Origin of the sequence: Conexibacter sp. DBS9H8 (genome assembly GCF_023330685.1) — a bacterium.
GTDB lineage: Bacteria > Actinomycetota > Thermoleophilia > Solirubrobacterales > Solirubrobacteraceae > Palsa-465.
The window spans coordinates 2,204,810-2,224,432 of sequence record NZ_CP097128.1; the positions used below are offsets into that span (position 1 = coordinate 2,204,810).

General features: G+C 71.9%; 19 protein-coding genes. 18 read left to right on the forward strand and 1 reads right to left on the reverse strand.

The window, feature by feature from the left end; all coding sequences use genetic code 11:
* Window positions 1-3: 3 nt before the first annotated feature.
* Window positions 4-399 carry a YraN family protein gene (locus M3M55_RS10475; protein WP_249009451.1) on the reverse strand — a complete coding sequence of 132 codons (396 nt, stop codon included), beginning with the start codon at window positions 397-399 and terminating at the stop codon, window positions 4-6.
* A gap of 177 nt (window positions 400-576) precedes the next feature.
* Between M3M55_RS10475 and M3M55_RS10480 the strand changes: the two genes are divergently transcribed.
* The 18 genes from M3M55_RS10480 (at window position 577) to M3M55_RS10565 (ending at window position 19,605) form a co-directional block, all read left to right on the forward strand.
* The gene (locus M3M55_RS10480; protein ID WP_249009452.1) at window positions 577-2,046 is read left to right on the forward strand and encodes a YifB family Mg chelatase-like AAA ATPase; all 1,470 of its coding nucleotides are present in this window, start codon (window positions 577-579) and stop codon (window positions 2,044-2,046) included.
* A gap of 11 nt (window positions 2,047-2,057) precedes the next feature.
* Window positions 2,058-3,164, forward strand: a complete 1,107-nt coding sequence (locus M3M55_RS10485; RefSeq protein ID WP_249009453.1) for a DNA-processing protein DprA — start codon at window positions 2,058-2,060, stop codon at window positions 3,162-3,164.
* A 31-nt stretch (window positions 3,165-3,195) separates the two neighbouring features.
* Window positions 3,196-4,008: a bifunctional hydroxymethylpyrimidine kinase/phosphomethylpyrimidine kinase gene (gene thiD / locus M3M55_RS10490; RefSeq protein WP_249009454.1), complete on the forward strand. Its 813-nt coding sequence runs from the start codon at window positions 3,196-3,198 to the stop codon at window positions 4,006-4,008.
* A 52-nt stretch (window positions 4,009-4,060) separates the two neighbouring features.
* A complete protein-coding gene (locus M3M55_RS10495) occupies window positions 4,061-4,306 on the forward strand; it encodes a hypothetical protein (RefSeq protein ID WP_249009455.1) in 246 nt (81 codons plus the stop codon).
* A 2-nt stretch (window positions 4,307-4,308) separates the two neighbouring features.
* Window positions 4,309-4,929 carry a hypothetical protein gene (locus M3M55_RS10500; RefSeq protein WP_249009456.1) on the forward strand — a complete coding sequence of 207 codons (621 nt, stop codon included), beginning with the start codon at window positions 4,309-4,311 and terminating at the stop codon, window positions 4,927-4,929.
* Between the two features lie 158 nt (window positions 4,930-5,087).
* Window positions 5,088-6,725, forward strand: coding sequence for a L,D-transpeptidase family protein (locus M3M55_RS10505; RefSeq protein ID WP_249009457.1), 1,638 nt, complete (start codon window positions 5,088-5,090; stop codon window positions 6,723-6,725).
* A gap of 54 nt (window positions 6,726-6,779) precedes the next feature.
* The gene (locus M3M55_RS10510; protein WP_249009458.1) at window positions 6,780-7,688 is read left to right on the forward strand and encodes a tyrosine-type recombinase/integrase; all 909 of its coding nucleotides are present in this window, start codon (window positions 6,780-6,782) and stop codon (window positions 7,686-7,688) included.
* A 16-nt stretch (window positions 7,689-7,704) separates the two neighbouring features.
* Window positions 7,705-8,502, forward strand: coding sequence for an RNA polymerase sigma factor WhiG (gene whiG / locus M3M55_RS10515; RefSeq protein WP_249009459.1), 798 nt, complete (start codon window positions 7,705-7,707; stop codon window positions 8,500-8,502).
* A gap of 80 nt (window positions 8,503-8,582) precedes the next feature.
* Entirely contained in the window at window positions 8,583-9,356 is a 774-nt protein-coding gene (locus tag M3M55_RS10520) for a hypothetical protein (protein ID WP_249009460.1), read from the forward strand.
* Between the two features lie 70 nt (window positions 9,357-9,426).
* On the forward strand, window positions 9,427-9,648 hold the full coding sequence (locus M3M55_RS10525) for a hypothetical protein (RefSeq protein WP_249009461.1): 222 nt from the start codon (window positions 9,427-9,429) through the stop codon (window positions 9,646-9,648).
* A 45-nt stretch (window positions 9,649-9,693) separates the two neighbouring features.
* Window positions 9,694-9,906: a hypothetical protein gene (locus M3M55_RS10530; protein ID WP_249009462.1), complete on the forward strand. Its 213-nt coding sequence runs from the start codon at window positions 9,694-9,696 to the stop codon at window positions 9,904-9,906.
* On the forward strand, window positions 9,903-10,829 hold the full coding sequence (locus M3M55_RS10535; protein ID WP_249009463.1) for a polyprenyl synthetase family protein: 927 nt from the start codon (window positions 9,903-9,905) through the stop codon (window positions 10,827-10,829). Before M3M55_RS10530 ends, M3M55_RS10535 begins: the two co-directional genes overlap by 4 nt.
* A 16-nt stretch (window positions 10,830-10,845) precedes the next feature.
* Entirely contained in the window at window positions 10,846-12,807 is a 1,962-nt protein-coding gene (dxs, locus tag M3M55_RS10540; protein WP_249009464.1) for a 1-deoxy-D-xylulose-5-phosphate synthase, read from the forward strand.
* Between the two features lie 281 nt (window positions 12,808-13,088).
* Window positions 13,089-13,871: a TlyA family RNA methyltransferase gene (locus M3M55_RS10545; protein WP_249009465.1), complete on the forward strand. Its 783-nt coding sequence runs from the start codon at window positions 13,089-13,091 to the stop codon at window positions 13,869-13,871.
* The gene (locus tag M3M55_RS10550) at window positions 13,868-14,815 is read left to right on the forward strand and encodes an NAD(+)/NADH kinase (RefSeq protein ID WP_249009466.1); all 948 of its coding nucleotides are present in this window, start codon (window positions 13,868-13,870) and stop codon (window positions 14,813-14,815) included. Before M3M55_RS10545 ends, M3M55_RS10550 begins: the two co-directional genes overlap by 4 nt.
* A gap of 39 nt (window positions 14,816-14,854) precedes the next feature.
* Entirely contained in the window at window positions 14,855-16,564 is a 1,710-nt protein-coding gene (gene recN, locus M3M55_RS10555; RefSeq protein WP_249009467.1) for a DNA repair protein RecN, read from the forward strand.
* Between the two features lie 147 nt (window positions 16,565-16,711).
* Window positions 16,712-18,391, forward strand: a complete 1,680-nt coding sequence (locus tag M3M55_RS10560) for a CTP synthase (protein ID WP_249009468.1) — start codon at window positions 16,712-16,714, stop codon at window positions 18,389-18,391.
* An 83-nt stretch (window positions 18,392-18,474) separates the two neighbouring features.
* A complete protein-coding gene (locus tag M3M55_RS10565) occupies window positions 18,475-19,605 on the forward strand; it encodes a M20/M25/M40 family metallo-hydrolase (RefSeq protein ID WP_249009469.1) in 1,131 nt (376 codons plus the stop codon).
* Window positions 19,606-19,623: the final 18 nt, after the last annotated feature.

The following is a 19,623-nucleotide window of genomic DNA, read 5'->3' on the forward strand; positions in this document are numbered from 1 at the left end:
CTCTCAGAAGGCTCCCTCGAGGTGGTCGAGCCGGATCAGCTGACCGGAGCGGTCGACGGTGACGCCGATCGCGTCAAAGCGACACTCGCAACGCTGGGAGCGCCCCGGGTTCTCCGCCAGCCATTGGGCGGCCATCCGGCGCACACGGCGCCGTTTCTCGGCGCCGATCGACTCGAGCGGATCATGCCAGAGAGGGCCTAGCCGCCGGGTCTTGACCTCACAGATCACCAGGCAATCGTCGCTCACGGCGACGATGTCGAGCTCGCCCCAGCGCGTCCGGTAGTTACGCGCCAGCAACGCATAGCCGCGGCGGCGCAGATGAGCACAGGCGATCGTCTCACCGAGGGCCCCAAGCCCGCGACGAGGATCGGAGGGATCGGCGGGATCGGCGGTGACCACAAGGTCACGCTAGGGCCGACACCGCGTAACGCGTTGACACAGAAACGACGTCTCGCCAACGATGTGGTGACAGATCTGAAACGGGCCCGGGTCCGACCGGGAGCTGAACGGAAACGGTGAGGCAACGGTGATCTCTGTGACAGCGCCGTGACAGGAGCCGGGGATACGGTCACTGACATGCTCGCTCGGGTCGCCACCTTCGCCATCGACGGGGTCGAGCCGCTGCTGGTCACCGTCGAGGTGGACATCCGGCCCGGGCTGCCCGCCTTCACGGTCGTCGGCCTCGGGGACGCCGCGGTCCGGGAGGCGCGCGAGCGGGTCCGTGCGGCGGTGCTCAACTCCGGCTTCGCCTTCCCCCAGCAGCGGATCACCGCGAACCTCGCCCCAGCCTCGCTGCGTAAGATCGGCCCGGGCTTCGACGCGGCGATCGCCCTCGCCGTCCTCGCCGCGAGCGGGCAGATGCCCGCCGGCTTTGTCGCCGGCGTCGCGGTTTTCGGTGAGCTGTCACTGAGCGGCGAACTGCGCCCGCTCCCGGGCGCCCTCGCCGTGGCTGAGGGCGCCCGGGCGCACGGAATCCCGCGGCTGATCGTGCCGCGCGCCCGTGGGCCGGAGGCGGCCCTCGTCGACGGCCTCGAGGTTGCGGCGGTCGAGAGCCTGCGAGCGGTCGTCGACGCCGCCACCGGCCGTCGGCTTCCCGAACCCCCCGATCCCGCGGCGCCGGACCCGTTCGGTGGCGGCCCCGACCTGGCGGACGTGCGCGGGCACCCGCTCGCGCTGCTCGGTCTCGAGGTCGCCGCGGCCGGCCGCCATAACCTGCTGCTCGAGGGGCCGCCCGGAACCGGCAAGACGATGCTCGCGCGTCGCCTCGGGTCGATCCTGCCGCCACTCAGCCGGGCAGAAGCGATCGCCGTGACACGGATCCACAGCATCGCCGGGATCGGCACCGGCGGTCTCATCAGCCAGCGGCCGTTTCGCGCGCCGCATCACACGATCTCGGCGGCCGGGCTCGTCGGCGGGGGCAGCCACCCGCGCCCCGGGGAGGCGACCCTCGCCCACCACGGGGTCCTCTTCCTGGATGAGCTCGCCGAGTTCTCGCGTCCCGCCCTCGAGGCGCTGCGCCAGCCGTTGGAGGACGGATACGTGACGATCGTACGGGGCCAGCGGGTGACCGTCTTCCCGACCGACGTGATGCTCGTGGCGGCGACCAACCCGTGTCCGTGCGGGTACGCGGGCGCGCGGGAGCGGCGCTGTGAGTGCGGGGAGGCCGACCGGATGCGCTACCGGCGCCGGCTCAGCGGCCCGCTGCTGGACCGGATCGACCTGATGGTCGACGTCCAGCGACCAGCCGAATCCGACCTGGCCAGCCCGCCCCGCACGAGCTCGGCGGAGGTTCGCGGACGGGTGACTGAGGCACGCGAGCGAGCCCAGGCGCGCGGCGGCTGTGGCCTGCGCCTCACCTCTGGCGCACGGGCGGCGATCCGGACCGCCTATGAAGCGGGGGCACTGTCGCCGCGCGGTCGCGCCCGGGTGCGGTCGGTCGCGGAGACGATCGCCGACCTCGAGGGTCACGCGGCGATCGAGGAGGCCGATCTGCTGCTCGCCCTCGGCCTGCGCCGGCGCAGCGGCACCGAAGCGGTGCCGGCATGAGCGGTTGGTCCATGAGCGCATGTGAGGGATGCCTGCGCCGGACCTGGCTGCTCGAACGCCTCGCAGGTCACCTCGAGCGCCAACGGGCGGTGATCGAGAGCCTGCTCGAACGCGAGGACGGCGAGCTGATCGAGCTGCTCGGCGGAAGGGGCCGCGCCGAGCTGCTCGCCCGTCATCTGCGGTACGGCCCGGAGGAGGCCGAGCTGGCCCGGGAGGAGGCCCGCCGCGCCGGCCTTGTCCTGATCTGCCGTCACGACCTGCGCTATCCCTCCCGACTCACAGAACTCGGGACGCTCGCGCCGGCCCTGCTCGCCGTCAACGGCGATCACGCGCGCCTCGACCGGCTCGCCGCCGGAGCGGCGGTCGCCGTGGTCGGCACCCGGCGCCCGACCGGATATGGGCTCGAGGCGGCCCACCGCCTCGGTGCCGATCTGGCCGGCGCCGGGGTCGCGGTGATCAGCGGCTTGGCCTACGGGATCGACAGCGCCGCCCACACGGGGGCGATCGCTGCAGGCGGTCTCACCGCCGCCGTGCTCGCCGCGGCGGCGCAGCGACCATCGCCTGCCGGCAAGGCGCCGCTGTTTGGGTCGATCCTCGCCACAGGCCTCGTGCTGAGCGAGTTCGGTCCCGCCGGGTTCGGGCGTCGCTGGACCTTCCAGGCTCGCAACCGGATCGTCGCCGGCCTCGCCGACGCGACCGTCATCGTCGAGGCGACGACGCGCTCGGGGGCGCTCATCACCGCCCGGGTCAGTGACCGCATTGGCCGCGTCACCGCAGCGCTGCCCGGTCCCGTCGGCACTCCTCAGTCCGCCGGCCCGAATGAGATTCTCGCCAAGTTCCAGGCCGCGGGTCAGTCCCTCAACCCGGATCGGGTCCGGGCCGTCCGGGGTGCCCAGGACGTCCTCGATCTCCTCTACGGGGAGGGGATCGTCGAGGTGCACCGGCCCCGGACGACCCCGCTGACCCCGGACGAGGCACGGCTGCTGGAGGCGATCCGTGACGGCCGGGACGCGGTCGCGGCACTCGCGCCGGCGCAGCTGGCGACCCTCAGCGCCCTCGAGCTCAAGGGCGCCGTGCGCCGCGGGCCCGGCGGGACGCTCCAGCCCGCGGTGCGCTGAGGAAGCGGGAAGGTCCGGCTACGCTGGCGCCATGGCCTCGCCGCGTATCCCCCGGCTCCTCAGCATCGCCGGCTCTGACTCCGGTGGTGGGGCGGGTATCCAGGCCGACCTCAAGGCGTTTGCCGCCTGCGGGGTGTACGGAATGACCGCGATCACCGCGATCACCGCACAGAACACGGTGGGCGTGAGCGCGATTCACCATGTGCCGCCGGAGCTGATCGGCGCCCAGATCGCCGCCGTGCACGACGACATCGGCATCGACGCGATCAAGATCGGGATGCTCGGCCGGGTCGAGACGATCCTCGCGGTCGCCGCCGCCCTCGCACGACTCGACCCTGCGATCCCCGTCGTCCTCGACCCGGTGATGGTCGCCGAGTCGGGTGCGGTGCTGCTCGAGCCGGCCGCCCGAGCGGCCCTGATGGAGGCGCTCATCCCGAGGGCCACCGTCCTCACCCCGAACCTCCCGGAGGCGCGGGTGCTCGCCGAGAGCGCCGACGGCGACGGTGCGAGCCTCGCGCTCGCGCTCGCCCGCCTCGGTCCCCGGTACGTCGTCGTCACCGGTGGACACCGCACAGATCCCGTCGACCTCTACTGTGACGGCGAGCGGGTCATCGAACTGCCCGGAGCGCGCCACCCCGACGGCGCCGCCCACGGCTCTGGATGTACTCACTCCAGCGTCCTCGCCGCACGGCTCGCGTTCGGCGACACACCCCTGGAGGCGGCCCGGGAGGCGCGCCGGCAGGCCGGGGAGGCGGTCGCCCACGGTCTGCGTGACCTCGGCGCGGGTGCCGGGCCGGTCGACATCCTCAACCTCGCCGCTCGGCCGGCCGCGGCCGGGAGGTGAGAGCGCGCGCGAACACCGCCCGGGGTGGCCCTGTCTCTGGCATACTGACGCGGTGCGTTTCCTGAGGATGAAGGCCGGGCACGGTGAGGTGGTGATCGCCGAGGGAGATATCACCAGCGCCGAAGATGAGGAGCGCCTCATCAGCGAGTTCCGCCGCCAGATCGATTCGGGCCTGTGGGCGGCGGTGCCGACGACGACCCCGGCCGGCATGCGCGCCTCGCAGCTCGTCCGCTCCTTCGCGGAGATCCCCCGGGACGCCGACCGTGTGATCTTCATCCCCCGGGCCGCCGGAGGCTGAGGATGCTGATCGCCCTCGGCGCCGCGGTCGCCGTGACCGTCATGCTCCTCGCTGACCTCGTCGCCCCCGCGCTGCTGGAGGCCTGGTCCCGGATGCGCGCCGGACGGCGTCCCGCCGAACGCTTCCTGCTCACGGACCCCGGCACCGAGCGGCGGGCCGAACAGCGCGCCCGGGAGCTGCTGCGCTCCTGCGTCAACGATGAGGAGTGGAGCATGTACCGCGAGCTCGGCTTCATCCGGGTATGGAGCGGAGCTCACGGCCATGCCGGAGACATCGCCTACCTCATCTACCCCCACCGGCCGATCGTCTCCTTCCTCGTCGCCACGGGAGCGCCGCTGCACGAGTACTGCGTCGTGTTCCCTGACGCTGACGAACCCGGGTCTGGCCAGAGCCGGCGTCTGCCCGACTCCGATGACGCGCTCGCCAAGTGGATGGCTCTCACCGGGGACGAGACCCGCTTCCTGGAGGCCGCCAACGAACATCGCGCCGGCCGTCAGATTCCGCTCAACCAGATCCGCGGTGACATCTGGCGACTGTCGCGCTGGGAGGGTTCGCGTCTGCGCGCCCGCAGCGGTGACGGGCGCTCCGCCTCAGGGCAATCCGCCTCGCCGGTCGGCGACTGACCCACGCACCGGCCTCCGGGCGCAGTCCCGTGGCGAAGGGGTTTGTGAGAGTTCGATGAGAACAGGTGGGAATCGGGTTGCAGACCGTCGAATCCGGTGAGAGATTCCCCAACCGGGGGTAGCATTCAACCGACAACCCGCTGTCAGTGAGGAACCCAGTGAGTCAACCCCAACCCCTGACCCTGGGGCCCGGCCCGTCCGACCGTCGCTGGGTCCCCCGGATCGTAGCGCTGACCGCGCTCGCCCTGCCGGTGATCGCCGCGGTCGTCGTGGGCGTGCTCATCACGACCTCCACCCCTGCGTTGCGCAGCAGCCCGACCGCACTCGCTGGGCTGACCCTTCCCTTCGGTGGCGCGCGGGTCACCCACGTCGCCGCCGTCGTCGGGCGTGAGCAGAAGAACCTTCCTGTCCGGCTCGTCGGCGACGAGGTGTGGCCCGTCGGCACAGTCGGGGCAGGCCAGCCGGTGACGGTCGTCGTCACCCTCCGCCGCCCCGGATGGAACGCCTGGTTCGCCGGTGCCGACACGAAGCTGACGCTCACCGAGACGACCCCCGTCGCCCGGCTCACGAACTCCTACCTGACCCTCGCCAAGGGCGAGCCACTGCAGTTGCACTTCACCGCTCCGGTGCGCGTGTTCGCCGACGCGGTGTCCGGGGCAGCGCTGCGCACCCGGCGCTTCAGGACCCCGCGCGCCAGCGTTGCCGTCACCCCGAACGCCAGCGCCGGCACGCTCAGGGTGGCCGGCGCGCCACGCACCTGGGAGCGACCGCAGGTGCAGACGGTGTCCTGGTTCCCGGCCGGCAGCGCGGCGACGGCGGTCGCCACCCCGGCCCCCGGCAGCACGCTGGCGCCCCAGTCATCGATCACGCTCACCTTCTCCACACCGGTCGCCAAAGCACTGTCGGGGCACCTGCCCGCGGTGACCCCGTCCGGGGTGGGCAGCTGGCGGACGCTCAACAGCCACGCGATCCAGTTCGTTCCGAGCGGGTACGGCTACGGGCTCGGTGCGCAGGTACAGGTCGCGCTGCCCGCCGGCGTGCACCTGGTCGGTGGCACCGGCGACCCGGTCGGGACCTGGTCGGTGCCCGCCGGCTCGACCACGCGCCTCCAGCAGCTGCTCGCCGAACTCGGATACCTGCCCGTCAGTTACACCCCGGCGGGCGCCCACGTCGCCGGGACTGTCAGCGCCCAGGAGGCGGCGGCGATCAATCCGCCCAGCGGCCACTGGGCGTGGCGGTGGCCGAATACGCCCGCGACGCTCAAGGCTCAGTGGCAGCCCGGCGCCTACAACGAGATCACCAAGGCGGCGGTGATGAGCTTTGAGAACAACCAAGGGCTCACCGTCGACGGGGTCGACGGACCGCAGGTGTGGAAGGCGCTGCTCGCCGCCGATCTCGCGCACCAGACCAACAGCTTCGGGTACACCTTCGTGTTCGTCCATGAGGCAAACTCGGGTGAATACGAGCAGACCTGGCACAACGGGAAGATCGTCACGACGGGTCCCGTCAACACCGGCGTCGCCGCCGCAGGAGGCACTCAGACCGGCGTGTTCGCCGTCTTTGAGCACCTGCCGGTGACGACGATGAGCGGCGTCAACCCGAACGGCACCCACTATCACGACCCCGGGATTCCCGACGTCTCCTACTTCAACGGCGGTGACGCGCTGCACGGGTTCATCCGCGCCTCCTACGGGTTTCCCCAGAGCGACGGGTGCGTCGAGATGCCCTTCTCAGAGGCCGCCGCCGTGTACCCCTACACCCCGATCGGCACCGTCGTCGACGTCTCCACCGCCTGAACCGGCACGAGCGTCCGAGTAGGACTCTCACCGGCTCCCGGCGAACCCTACGGCGTGACCTGGGATGAGGCGATCGCCGAACTGAGTGCCGACCTGGCCCGGCGTGCCCTCGCGCCGCGCACGCGCGTCGCCTACCTGTCCGACATCACGCGGCTGCGTGAGGCGTGGGAGCCCGCGGGGGTCACCCCCGACGCGATCGACGTCCGCCAGCTGCGCCGCTACCTTGCCGGGCTCTCCCAGCAGGGTGCGGCCCCGAGCAGTGTCGCCCGGGCCCTCGCGGCGATTCGCGGGTTCCTACGGGTGCTCCAGGAGCAGGGGCACCGGTCCGCCAACCCCGGCGACCTGCTGAGCGCCCCGCGGCGGCGACAGTCGCTCCCGGACGTGCTCAAGGCGACCGACGTCGCCGATCTCCTCGACGGGATCGGCGCCGCCACGCCGCTGGAGCTCCGTGACCGGGCGATGTTCGAACTCATCTACGCCTGTGGCCTGCGGGCCGAGGAAGCCGTCTCCCTCGACCTCGCCAGTCCCGACTTCGACGCCGAGGCGCTGCGGATCCGCGGCAAGGGGGGGAAGACCCGCATCGTCCCGATCGGCGAGCCGGCCCGGGATGCGCTCGCCGCGTACCTCGAGCGGGGTCGGCCGGCCCTCGCCCGCGCCGCCGAGCCGCCCCATCCGGGTGCCGGTCCCGGTGGACCGGCACCCGGCTCTGCCGCCCTGTTCCTGTCCAAGCGCGGGCGGCGTCTCAGCACCAGCGACGTCCGCCGCCGCCTCAGCCTCCGCCGGTCCACGCACCCGCACGCACTGCGACACTCCTTCGCCACCCACCTGCTCGATGGGGGCGCCGATCTCCGCTCGATCCAGGAGCTGCTCGGGCATGCGACGATCTCGACGACCCAGGTCTACACCCGCGTGGAGTCTGCACGGTTGCGTGCCGCCTACGCCCGATCGCACCCGCGGGCATAAGATCAGCGGCTCGAGCATGGATACGCACGTCAAATCGATCGAACTGCGCGAGATGTGGAAGCGCTACAAGGAGCTCGGGGACGACCGTGCCCGCGAGCGCCTCGTCGTCGCTTACTCACCGCTCGTCAAGTACGTCGCCGGGCGAATGAGCTCGGGGCTGCCCGCGCACGTGGACGAGGCGGACCTCGTCAGCTACGGGCTGACCGGGCTGATCAACGCGATCGAACGGTTCGATCTCAGCCGTGAGATCAAGTTCGAGACCTACGCGATCACCCGGATCCGCGGGGCGATCATCGATGAGCTGCGGACCCTCGACTGGGTGCCGCGGTCGGTCCGGACCCGCGCGCGCGAGATCGAGCGGGCCAACCAGAAGCTCGAGGCGCGCCTGCAGCGGGCGCCGACCGACGAGGAGATGGCGACCGAGCTGGAGATGAGCGTGGCCGACTTCCAGGAGGCGCTCGTCCAGATCAGCCACTCGACGATCATCGCCCTCGACGAGCTGTGGAACACCAACGATCAAAACGGGGATCAGGTGAGCCTGCTCGACACGCTGCCCGATCACAATGCGCCCGACCCGCAGGCCGTTGTCGATCAAGGCGAGCTGCGCGACCGGATCGCCGGTGCGATCGCCGCGCTCCCCGAACGCGAGAAGCTCGTGATCGCCCTCTACTACTACGAGAACCTGACGTTGCGGGAGATCGGAGAGGTCCTCGGCGTCACCGAATCCCGGGTCTCTCAGCTCCACACGAAGGCGGTTCTGCGCCTGCGCTCCAAGCTCGGCGGGGAACTGTCAGAGACCGGCCTGGACGCCTGAGGTGCGTCCCGGAGACGCGGGTCTGCAGGACGGCGCCCAGCTTCACAGAACCTCCCCGCTCTCCAGCTAGATTAGGTCCGATGAGCACCAAGGACATTCGGCCCAGTCACGCTTACATGCCCTGTGACATCTGCGGGCGGACGCTGCTGCGTGGCGAGCGGATCGAGGTGTTCATCGCCGGGGGCAACCGCCACCAGGTCTGTGAGCTCTGCAAGCCCCGGGCGCTGCAGGAGGGGTGGCTGCGGGAGGGATCGGTGCCCGACTTCGAGCGGACCGTCGCCGCGCAGGAGCGCCGCCGTCCGCTGCTGCGCCGACGCCGGCGCGAGGAGGGGCCCGACGGCCCTCCGCCGGCGGCAAACCTCGACCAGGCCCTCTCCGGTGGCGCGTGGCCGGTTTCGGGGGCGACACCGCCCGCGGAGGAGAGCCGGCCGCGGCGCCGGGATCGGCCTGCGCCGCGCGAACGTCCGCCCGCCCGTGAGCGGACCCCGCGTCCCGCGCCCCCGGCCGGGCGTGAGCCGCGGCACGTGCACGCCGTCCCCACCGGCGAGGATTCCAAGATCGCCGCGGCGGTCGAGGCCTTCAACGCGAGCGAGCACCCGCGCACGGTCGCGGGGGTCGCGCGCTCTCTCGGCGCGCCGACCGTTGCCGTGCTGCCCGACCCCGCCCACGCGACCCTCGTTCGGGTGACCGCCTCCTGGGAGCTGTGCTGGTATCGGTATGAGGTCGATCTCGGTGCCGGCCGGCCGAGCGTCCGGCTCGACGCCCAGGGGTATGAGCTCGCCGAGTTGAGTGAGCGCGAACTGATCGCCGCCGCCGCCGCCGACGACGGCGGGCGCCTGCACCCGCTCGCGTGAGGCCGGTGATGACCCGGCCGCTTTGTCAGGGCAGCCCGTGGTTGCCGTCACGGCGTTAGCATCTCGCCCCGTGATCTACTGCGTGATCCCTGAAGCGCTCGCCGACGAGCTGTTCGAGAAGATGTCTGCCTACTACGCCGACGATCCCAATGTCGAGGTGATCATCGACCGCCGCAAAGCGGAGCGCCGGCGGGCGGGAACGGTGACGGAGGAGCGCGCCCACCAGCGCGTCGTGCGTGACCGCCGCCGCGCCCGCGTCCCAGGTGATCTTCCGGAGACGCCGGCTGCGTGAGCGGCCCGGGCGCGTCGGGGTGCCGGCACCGCTACCCTTGACGGTGTGACTGAAGCGCTCCAGGAGCTTCACCGGCGCCTCCAGCAGGCCGCCAACGACCTCCGAGCCGGTGACGCCGAGCCGGCTGACACCCTCGCCCTGATCGAAGAATGTTCCCGACTGGCCGGTGACGCTGCGGCACGCGTCGACGTGTCCGCGCGCGCGGCGCTTGAGCCGCTGCCCGACCTTCCGGGGCAGCTGCCCCTGCCGGCCGGGTGAGAGCGACCGCTGTGTCAGCCCCGGCGGCGCCCAGCTCCGGCGCGGTCTACCCCGAGGATCTGCGCGCCCGCGTCGACGCCTACCTCGAGTCGCTCCGCTTCACGACGGAGCCGGACGTCGGCGGGCTGTCGGAGGCGATGCGCTACAGCCTGCTGGCCGGCGGCAAGCGGATCCGTCCGGTGCTCGCCCTCGCCACCGCCCGTGCGCTCGGGCGGCCCGTCGACACGGTGCTGCCCCTTGCCGCCGCCCTCGAGCTGATCCACACCTACAGCCTGATCCACGACGACCTGCCGGCAATGGACGATGACGACCTCCGCCGCGGCCGGCCGACCTGCCATGTCGCCTTCGGTGAGGAGGTGGCGATCCTCGCCGGCGACGGACTCTACGCGGAGGCGTTCAGCCACCTGCTCACCGAACAGGTCGGGACCCCGGTCAACCTGCTCGCTGCCGCCGCCGAGCTCGCCCGCGCCACCGGTGTCGCCGGGATGGTCGGCGGACAGTACATCGACGTTGCCAACCGCGCCGGGCCCGGCACCGAGGGCCTGCGTCGGCTTCACACACTCAAGACGGGACGGCTGATCGCGGCGTCGATTGCCTGTGTCCTGATCCTCAGCGAGGCCGACCCTGCCACAATCGAAGCATTCGACCGCTACGCGGAAGAGCTCGGTGTGCTTTTTCAAATCGTCGACGACATTCTTGACGTGACCGGCTCCGCTCAGGAGCTCGGCAAGACCCAGGGCAGTGACGAGCGCCTTGGCAAGCGGACGTACGTGAGCGAGTTCGGGCTCGACGGCGCCCGGACCCTTGCCACCGAGTCCCATCAGCGCGCCCGGGCGGCGCTCGAGCTCGCAGCCGAACGGCTGCCCGGCGAGCTGGACGCTCTCACGCAGATCACCGACTTCATCGCCACCCGCAGCTGCTAGCGGACCGCCGCCCACCATGTCCGAGATTCTCCCCACCATCAACGCCCCCCGCGACCTGCACGGCCTCAGCGACGACCAACTCCAGCAGGTCGCCCAAGAGGTGCGCGAGCACATCATCGACACCGTCGGAGAGATCGGCGGGCACTTCGGCGCCAACCTCGGCACCTGTGAGATCGCCGTCGCGCTGCACTCGCTGCTGAACTCGCCCCTGGACAAGGTGCTCTGGGACGTGGGCCACCAAGCCTACCCGCACAAGATCCTCACCGGACGACGCGACCAGCTCCAGACGATCCGCCACTACGAGGGGCTCGCCCCGTTCTGCTCGATCGAGGAGTCCAAGCACGACATCATGGGCGCCGGGCACGCGTCCACCTCGATCAGCTACGCGGTGGGGCTCAAGGAGGCGATGCGCCGCGGCCTCGAGCCCGACGGTCACGTCGTCGCGGTGATCGGGGACGGCGCGATGACCGGCGGGGTCGCGCTCGAGGCGGTCGGTCACGCCGGCGGTCTCGGCACGCCCGTCGTCGTGATTCTCAACGACAACGGGATGTCGATCGCCCCGAACGTCGGCGCGCTGTCGCGCATGTTCAACCGCATCCGGCTCAACCCGAAGCTCTGGCACGCCCGTGAGGACGTCGAGACCGGACTGACCCGGCTGCCGGCGGGGATCGGGCATGTCTTCGAGACGTTCGGACCGCACTTCAAGGAGTCGATCAAGGCGTTCTGGGCTCCGGGGCTGTGGTGGGAGGAGCTCGACTGGGCCTACATCGGTGTCATCGACGGCCATGACGTCCGCGCGCTGCGGCGCGCCCTCCGTGAGGCGCTCGTCGCCGAGCGGCCCGTGGTCATCCACTGCGCGACGGTCAAGGGCAAGGGCTGGGCGCCGGCCGAGGAGGGCGGACTCGAGGGGATGGAGGAGTGGCACGCCGCCAAGCCGCAGTCGATCGTCGACCGCAAGCCGGCGGTCAAGGCCGCCCGTCCCGCCACCTCCGGGCCGGCCGTTCAGAGCACCGCCCCGCCACCCCCGCCGGCCTACACCCAGGTGTTCGGGGAGGCGCTGCTGGCGGAGGCGGTCGCCGACCCGCGGGTGCTCGGGATCACCGCGGCGATGAACTCCGGGACGGGCCTCAGCATCCTCCAGCGCGAGCTTCCCTCCGCGTACTTTGACGTCGGGATCGCCGAACAGCACGCGGTCCTGCTCGCCGCCGGGATGGCCCTCGCCGGAGCCAAGCCGGTCGCGGCGATCTACTCCACCTTCCTCCAGCGGGCCTTCGATCAGATCGTCCACGACGTCTGCCTGCAGCGCCTCAACGTCATCTTTGCGATGGATCGAGCCGGCCTCGTCGGCGACGACGGACCGACCCACCATGGCGTGTTCGACATCGCCTACCTACGGGCCCTGCCGAACATCGTCCTGATGGCCCCCCGGGATGAGGCGATGCTCGTCCACATGCTCCACACCGCGATCGCCTACGACGACGGGCCGGTCGCGCTGCGTTACCCGCGCGGCGCCGGGCTCGGCGTGCCGCTGCCCGAGACGCCGGAGCGGCTCGAGATCGGAACCGGGGAGCTGCTGAGCGAGCCGGCCAACGCCCGGGTCGCCCTACTCGGCTACGGCACCGGGGTCGCGCGGGCGCTCGCCGCCGCGGAGCTCCTCGCGGCGGACGGGATCGCCGCCACCGTCGCGGACGCTCGGTTCGCCAAACCCCTCGACGGTGCGCTCGTCGCCCAGCTCGCCGCCGAGCACGAACTGCTTGTGACGGTGGAGGAGGGCGTGCTCGCCGGAGGGTTCGGTTCGGCAGTGCTGGAGGCGCTCTCGGATGCGGGCTCGTCCGTGCGGACCCTCCGGGTCGGTCTGCCCGACCGGTTCGTCACCCACGGCACCCCGGCCCTGTTGCATGCCGAGGTTGGATTCACCCCCGAGCGGATCGCCGAACGGGTGCGGGCCGCCGTCACCGGACGGGACCGCGTGGCCTGATCGGAGTGAGGACGCGCGCCGGGCCCCGGTGGCATCAAGGCCGCGGCCGGGAGACGGAGAGAGGCCGGGGGACGGAGCGAGGCGGGAGAGGGCGGAGAAAACGAACGGCCCGCCGGGGAGACGGGCCGTTCGCGAGGGAGGAGAGATGCTTCTGGTGGCCAGCTGGTGAGGGTGGGCCAGCGGCTCTCCCACCATCATCGGCAGATCCGTCCGCAATTGGTGTGATGTACGTCACTGAATTGGAGTGGTGACGGTTTGGCCCCGACCAGTGAAACGACGACATGACCCGCCAGCGCCTTGACCAACTGCTCGTCGACCGCGGGCTCTTTCCCAGCCGTGCCCGGGCGGCCGCCGCGATCCTCGCCGGAGATGTCCTCCTCGGTCCGGACCGGCGCCGGGCCGCCAAGGCCGGCCAGCCGGTGGCGTCCGACGCGCTGGTCGACGTCGTCGCGCAGATGCCCTACGTCTCCCGGGGCGGGATCAAGCTCGCGAACGCCCTTGACGCGTTCAAGGTTCCGGTCCGTGGCCGCCGGGCCCTCGACGTCGGCGCCTCGACCGGCGGGTTCACCGACTGCCTGCTCCAGTGCGGCGCCTGCCACGTCGTCGCCGTCGACGTCGCCTACGGCGAGCTCTCCTGGAAGCTCCGGGAGGATCCCCGCGTCACCGTGATCGAGCGCTGCAACGCCCGCGCGCTCGACGCCGCACGCCTGCCCTACGCTCCGGAGCTGATCGTCATGGACCTCTCCTTCATCTCCCTCACCAAGGTGCTTCCCGCCGTCCTCGCGACGGCCGCCCCCGACTACGACTGCCTCGCCATGGTCAAGCCGCAGTTCGAGGTCGGGCGCGAGCGGGTCGGCAAAGGCGGGGTCGTCCGCGACCCGGAGGCCCGCCGGGAGGCGCTGCTCGGGGTCGCCGAGGCCGCGGTCGCCCTCGGCGCGCGCCTCGCCGGATGTGCGTCAAGCGGCCTGCCGGGCCCCAAGGGCAACCGGGAGGCGTTCCTCTGGCTGCGTGGGGAGGGCGATGGGCACGACCCGGCGGCCATCCTTGAGGCGGTGGCCCTGTGACCGCCGGCGGGCACGGTTCCGACCCGGGCCCCCGCAGCCGGCACAACTGGGCGAGCGGGCCCGGAGCGCTCGCGCCGATCCGGACGGCCACCGTGTTCACCCATCGCCGGCCGTCTGAGACCGCCCCGGCCCTTGCGCGCCTGCTGAGCGTCGCCCGGGAGCGTGAGGTGACCCTCCGCTTCGGGCCGCTGGAAACCGAGAAGCACGGGCTCGCTCCGGCCGACGGGACCGTCATCGACGCCCCCTTTGATCCTCACGTCGGCCTCTGCTTCGCCCTTGGCGGGGACGGGACGATCCTCTCGGCCCTGCGCCGCTACGCCGGCACGGGGGTACCGGTGTTCGGGGTCAACTTCGGGGAGATCGGCTTTCTTTCCGCGATCGACCGTGACGGTGCCGAGGCGGGGATTGACCGGGCGCTGTCGGGTGACTTCGACGTGCTCGCGTTGCCGGGCATCGCCGTCGGTGGAGGCGCCCACTGGAGCGTGGAGGAGCGGATCGCGATCAACGATGTGTCGATTCAGCGCCGGCAGGGGCGCCGGGTCGCCGACCTCGCCTACTTCATCGCCGGGGAGGAGATCGGCCGCGTCCGCTGTGACGGGCTCGTGGTCGCCACGCCGGCAGGGTCGACCGGCTACAACCTGGCCAACGGCGGTCCCGTGCTCGCCTGGGGGGTCGAGGGCTACGTCGTCTCCTTCATCGCCCCGCACACGCTCACCGCCCGGGCGCTCGTTGTCGCCCCCGACGACCCGCTGACGATCGTCAACCGCTCCCGGGAGGAGTCCGTCGACGTGATCCTCGACGGTCGGCCGATGGCGGTGCTCGAGCCGGGCGGCGAACTCGACGTTCGGTTCACGGCGGCCCAGGGGATGCTCGCCCAGATTCCCGGCGTCACCTTCTACGCGCGACTGCGCGAGAAGTTCGGGCGCCTCGCCACCCTGCGCTGAGACGGTCCGGCCGTCCGGCCCGGGCGCTAGAACACGGGTGTGCTCGAACGCCTGCTGATCGAGAACCTGCTGCTGATGGAGCGGGCCGAGCTCACCCTCGGCCCCGGGCTCAACGTCCTCACCGGAGAGACCGGCGCCGGCAAATCCCTGCTCGCCTCCGCGCTCGATCTCCTGCTCGGCGGCCGGACCCGCGCCGGGTTGGTGCGGGACGGAGCCGCGGAGGCCTACGTCGAGGGGATCTTCACGCTGCCGCCCTGGCTGGCCGGGGACGAACGGCTGCCCGCCGACGCGCAGGAGCTTGTGCTCGCCCGACGCGTGTGGCCCGACGGCCGCACCCGAGCCTATCTCTGCGGTCGGGCGGCGACCCTTGCCGATCTCCGTGAGCTCGGAGCCCGCCTGCTCGCCTTCTACGGCCAACATGAGCACCGCAAGCTGACCGTCACCGCCGCCCAGCTCGACGTGCTCGACCGCTACTGCGGACCGGCTCAGGGGCAGAGGCGGGCCGAGGTCACCATCGCTCACGAAACCGTCCGCCGGATCGAGGCCCGCCTTGGTGGCCTCGGCACCGACGCGGGAGCGCGCGAGCGTGAGCTCGACCTGATCGCCTTCGAACTCGCTGAGATCGACGCGGTCGCCCCGTCGGTGACAGAGGAGGCCGATCTGCGCGGCGAACGGGAGCGGCTGCGGCATGCCGAGGGCCTCCGGGCGGCTGCTGCCGCCGCCGCCGACGGCCTGTCGCCGCGGGAGGAGGGGACCGGCGCGGTCGGACTGCTCGCCCGCGCCGCCGAGGAGATCGCCGCCGCCGCCGCGTTCGACGGCCAGCTCGGCGCCGTGGCCGAGCGTCTCTCCTCCCTGCGCTATGAGGCCGAGGACGTCGCCGGGGAGCTGCGTGCCTACTTTGAGGCGGTGGAGGCCGAGCCGGGTCGCCTCGAGGCCGTAGAGGACCGGCTCGAGGCGCTCGCCCGGCTGATGCGCAAGCACGGCGGCAGCGTCGAGGCGGTGCTCGCCCACGCCGAGCGCTGCCGCGCCCGTGAGGCCGAGTTGCGCGGCCTCGACGTCAACCTCGCCGCGCTCGAGGGTGAGCTGGCCCAGGCCCGCGCGCACCGGGCTGCGCTCGCGGACGAGCTCACGGAGGCGCGCCGGGCCGCCGCACCTGAGCTCGCCGCGGCGGTCGTCGAGCGGCTGGGGGAGCTGGCGATGGCCGAGGCGAGGTTTGAGGTGACCGTCACTCCGCGCCCCGACGGTCCCGCGGCGAGCGGGCAGGACGTCGTCGAGTTCCTCATCGCCCCGAACCCGGGGCTGGCGATCGGCCCGCTCCGTGAGGTCGCCTCCGGGGGGGAGATGTCGCGGGTGATGCTCGCGCTGCTCTCGGTCGCCCACGCGCCTGGCCATCGGGTCAGTCCCGGTGGGTCCGAGGGGGACGACCCGGCGGCACGAGGGGAGGCCCTGCTCGTCTTCGATGAGATCGACGCCGGCATCGGCGGCCACACCGCGCGAGCGGTCGGCAGCCATCTGCGCGCGCTCGCCGTGGGCCGCCAGGTCCTCTGCATCACGCACCTGCCCCAGGTCGCGGCGCTCGCGCACCGGCACTTCAGCATCGTCAAGGACAACCGCCGATCCCCGTCGGTGACGACCGTCAGCCGACTCGACGGCGACCGCATCCTCGCGGAGCTCGTGCGGATGCTCGGGGCCGACGCCGAGGACACCGCAGCTCGGGGGCATGCCCGCGAGCTGCTCAAAGCCGCCTGATCGAACCGGGGAGCCAGGACCACCGCCGCGAGCCCAGCCGGGCCCGCCTGCCCCGGCATCGGGACCGTTGTTCGATGCGGAGAATCGCCCTCGGTGCGGAAACGGACGCGCGGGTGTCCGCGGCGCCGGGTAAGCTCGCATGGCGGTATGGCGCAACCCGAAACCAGGTTCATCTTCATCACCGGCGGGGTCGTCTCCTCGCTCGGAAAGGGCATCGCCGCCGCGTCGATCGGTCGGCTGCTGCGGTCCCGAGGCTTCACGGTCCAGCTGCAGAAGTTCGACCCCTACATCAACGTCGACCCCGGCACGATGTCCCCCTATCAGCACGGCGAGGTGTTCGTCACCGAGGATGGAGCCGAGACGGACCTCGACCTCGGCCACTACGAGCGCTTCACCGACGCCAACGCGTCGCGCGCCTCGAACGTGACCGCCGGAGGCATCTACAACACGGTGATCCGGCGCGAGCGTCGGGGCGACTACCTCGGCGGCACCGTGCAGGTGGTCCCGCACATCACCGACGAGATCAAGTCGCGGGTGCGGGTGATGGCCGACTCGACCGACGTCGACTTCGTCATCACCGAGATCGGCGGCACTGTCGGCGACATCGAGTCGCTCCCATTCCTCGAGGCGATCCGCCAGTTCCCGGCCGAGGTCGGGCGGCGACGGTGCATGTTCATCCACCTCACCCTCGTCCCCTACATCGGGCACGCCGGTGAGCTGAAGACCAAGCCGACCCAGCACTCGATCAACGAGCTGCGCCGGATCGGGATCAACGCCGACATGCTCATCTGCCGCTCCGAGCAGCCGCTGTCGGCGGAGATCCGCAAGAAGATCGCACTGTTTGCCAGCCTGCCGGTGGAGGCGGTCACCTCCGGCTACGACGTCCCTGACGTCTACAGCGTTCCGCTCGCCTTCCACAGCCAGGGGGTCGACGCCTTCATCCTCGACGATCACTTCGGGCTCGAGGCGCCCGCCCCGGACCTCAGCAGCTGGCAGCGCTATCTCGACCGGTCCGCCGCCGTCTCCTCGGAGATCACCGTCGCGCTCGTCGGCAAGTACGTTCAGCTTGAGGACGCCTACCTCTCTGTCGTCGAGGCGTTGCGCCACAGCGGCGTCCACCACGGAACGCGCGTGCGGATCGACTGGATCGACTCCGAGACCGTCGGTGAGGCCGGCGTTGACGCGCGACTGCGTGGCGCCGACGGGATCCTCGTCCCCGGCGGCTTCGGCGGTCGGGGCTTTGAGGGCAAGATCGCCTCGGCCCGGATCGCCCGGGAGGAACAGATCCCGTTCCTCGGCGTCTGCCTCGGCATGCACGTCCTCGTCTCCGAGTTCGCCCGTCACGTCGCGGAGATGCCCGGGGCGAACTCGACCGAGATGGACCCCGAAACACCGTTCCCGGTGATCGACCTCCTGCCCGAGCAGAAGGAGATCGCCGACATGGGGGGGACGATGCGCCTCGGCGCCGACCCGGTGAAGCTGCACGAGGGCACCTGGGCGCGCGACGCCTACGGCGAACCGGTCGTCTACGAACGTCACCGCCACCGCTATGAGGTCAACAACCACCTCAAGCGCAAGCTGCAGAGCGCCGGCCTCGTCTTCTCCGGCACGACCCCGGACGAGCGGCTCGTCGAGATCTGCGAGCTTCCCCGTGAGGAGCACCCGTTCTTCCTCGCCTCCCAGTTCCACCCCGAGTTCAAATCCCGCCCGGACCGGCCCGCGCCGCTGTTCCGCGAGTTCGTCGGGGCGGCCCATCGCCGGGCGGGGGGGCAGCTCCCAAAAGCTGAGGTGAACGTGACGGACGCACGTCACGCCACGACCCCTTGACCGCCGCTCGGCCACCCGGACGGCCCGCTTCCGCGCCCGCTGAACCGCCGCTCGTCCGCTCCGACGCCGAGCCGCCGATCGCCGTGTCCGAGCCCGAGCAGGAGCGGCTCTGCGCGACGTTCGCCGCTCTGTGTGCGATCCCGAGCCCAACCGGGCAGGAGCGCGCGGTCGCGGACTGGATCACCGCCGAGCTCACCGCCCTCGGCCTCAGCGTCGTCGAGGATGACGCCGGGGAGGCCGCCGGCGCCGGGGCCGGGAACCTCCTCTGTGTGATCCCCGGAACACGTGACGGGTGGATGCTGCTGTGTGCGCACCTCGACACGGTTCCGCCGACGGCGCCGCTGGCGCCCCGTCTGCGTGACGGCGCCTATGAGAACGCGGAGCCCGGCATCCTCGGAGCCGACAACAAGGCGGCGGTCGCCGCGCTCGTCGAGCTTCTGCGCCAGTACGCCACCGAGCGGCCCCCGGTCGGGCTGGAGGTGCTCTTCACGGTCGCGGAGGAGACCGGCCTGCACGGTGCCGCCCATTGTGACCTCACCCGGCTCTCCTCCCGGTTCGGCTACGTCTTCGATCTCGCCGCGCCGTTCGGGGAGATCGTCACCGCCTCCCCGACCTACCTGCGCCTGCGCGGCGCCTTCCGGGGCCGCGCCGCCCACGCCGGGCTGCACCCCGAGACCGGCGTCAACGCGATCACCGCCGCCGCGCACGGGATCGCCGCGCTCCCCCAGGGCCGCATCGACGCCGAGACGACCGCGAACGTCGGCCTGATCTCCGGCGGGAGCGCGACGAATGTCGTCCCGGATCGCTGCGAGATCGAAGCCGAGGTGCGGTCCCTCGACAGCGCCCGGGCCGCGGCGGTGATGACCGAGTGCGTCGACGCCCTCCAGGACGCCGCCGACGGCGCCGGCGCCGACCTCGACCTCTCCGTCGAGCGGATCTTCACCGGCTACCGGGTCCGGAGCGCCGAGCCCGGCCTGAGGATCGCCGAGACCGCGCTGGGCCGGCTGGGCTACCCGCCCCGCCGGGTCGCCAGCGGCGGCGGCTCGGACGCGAACGCGTTCCGCAGCCGCGGGCTGGCGGTGACCAACCTCGCCAACGGCACCGAACGCCCCCACGAGCGCGGGGAGCGGGTGACCGTCGCTGCGCTCAGTGACGGGCTCGCCCTTCTCCGCGCCCTGCTCGGCGCCGCCGCCGAGCACCCCGACCTCGGCTGAGGGGCGCCCAGGCCGTCC

Excerpts from the sequence above, each read along its gene's own strand:
- M3M55_RS10560 (WP_249009468.1), top strand. The coding sequence starts at position 16,712 with ATGGCGCAACCCGAAACCAGGTTCATCTTCATCACCGGCGGGGTCGTC.
- M3M55_RS10500 (WP_249009456.1), top strand. The coding sequence starts at position 4,309 with ATGCTGATCGCCCTCGGCGCCGCGGTCGCCGTGACCGTCATGCTCCTC.
- thiD (WP_249009454.1), top strand. The coding sequence starts at position 3,196 with ATGGCCTCGCCGCGTATCCCCCGGCTCCTCAGCATCGCCGGCTCTGAC.
- M3M55_RS10485 (WP_249009453.1), top strand. The coding sequence starts at position 2,058 with ATGAGCGCATGTGAGGGATGCCTGCGCCGGACCTGGCTGCTCGAACGC.
- dxs (WP_249009464.1), top strand. The coding sequence starts at position 10,846 with ATGTCCGAGATTCTCCCCACCATCAACGCCCCCCGCGACCTGCACGGC.
- M3M55_RS10480 (WP_249009452.1), top strand. The coding sequence starts at position 577 with ATGCTCGCTCGGGTCGCCACCTTCGCCATCGACGGGGTCGAGCCGCTG.
- M3M55_RS10520 (WP_249009460.1), top strand. The coding sequence starts at position 8,583 with ATGAGCACCAAGGACATTCGGCCCAGTCACGCTTACATGCCCTGTGAC.
- M3M55_RS10545 (WP_249009465.1), top strand. The coding sequence starts at position 13,089 with ATGACCCGCCAGCGCCTTGACCAACTGCTCGTCGACCGCGGGCTCTTT.
- whiG (WP_249009459.1), top strand. The coding sequence starts at position 7,705 with ATGGATACGCACGTCAAATCGATCGAACTGCGCGAGATGTGGAAGCGC.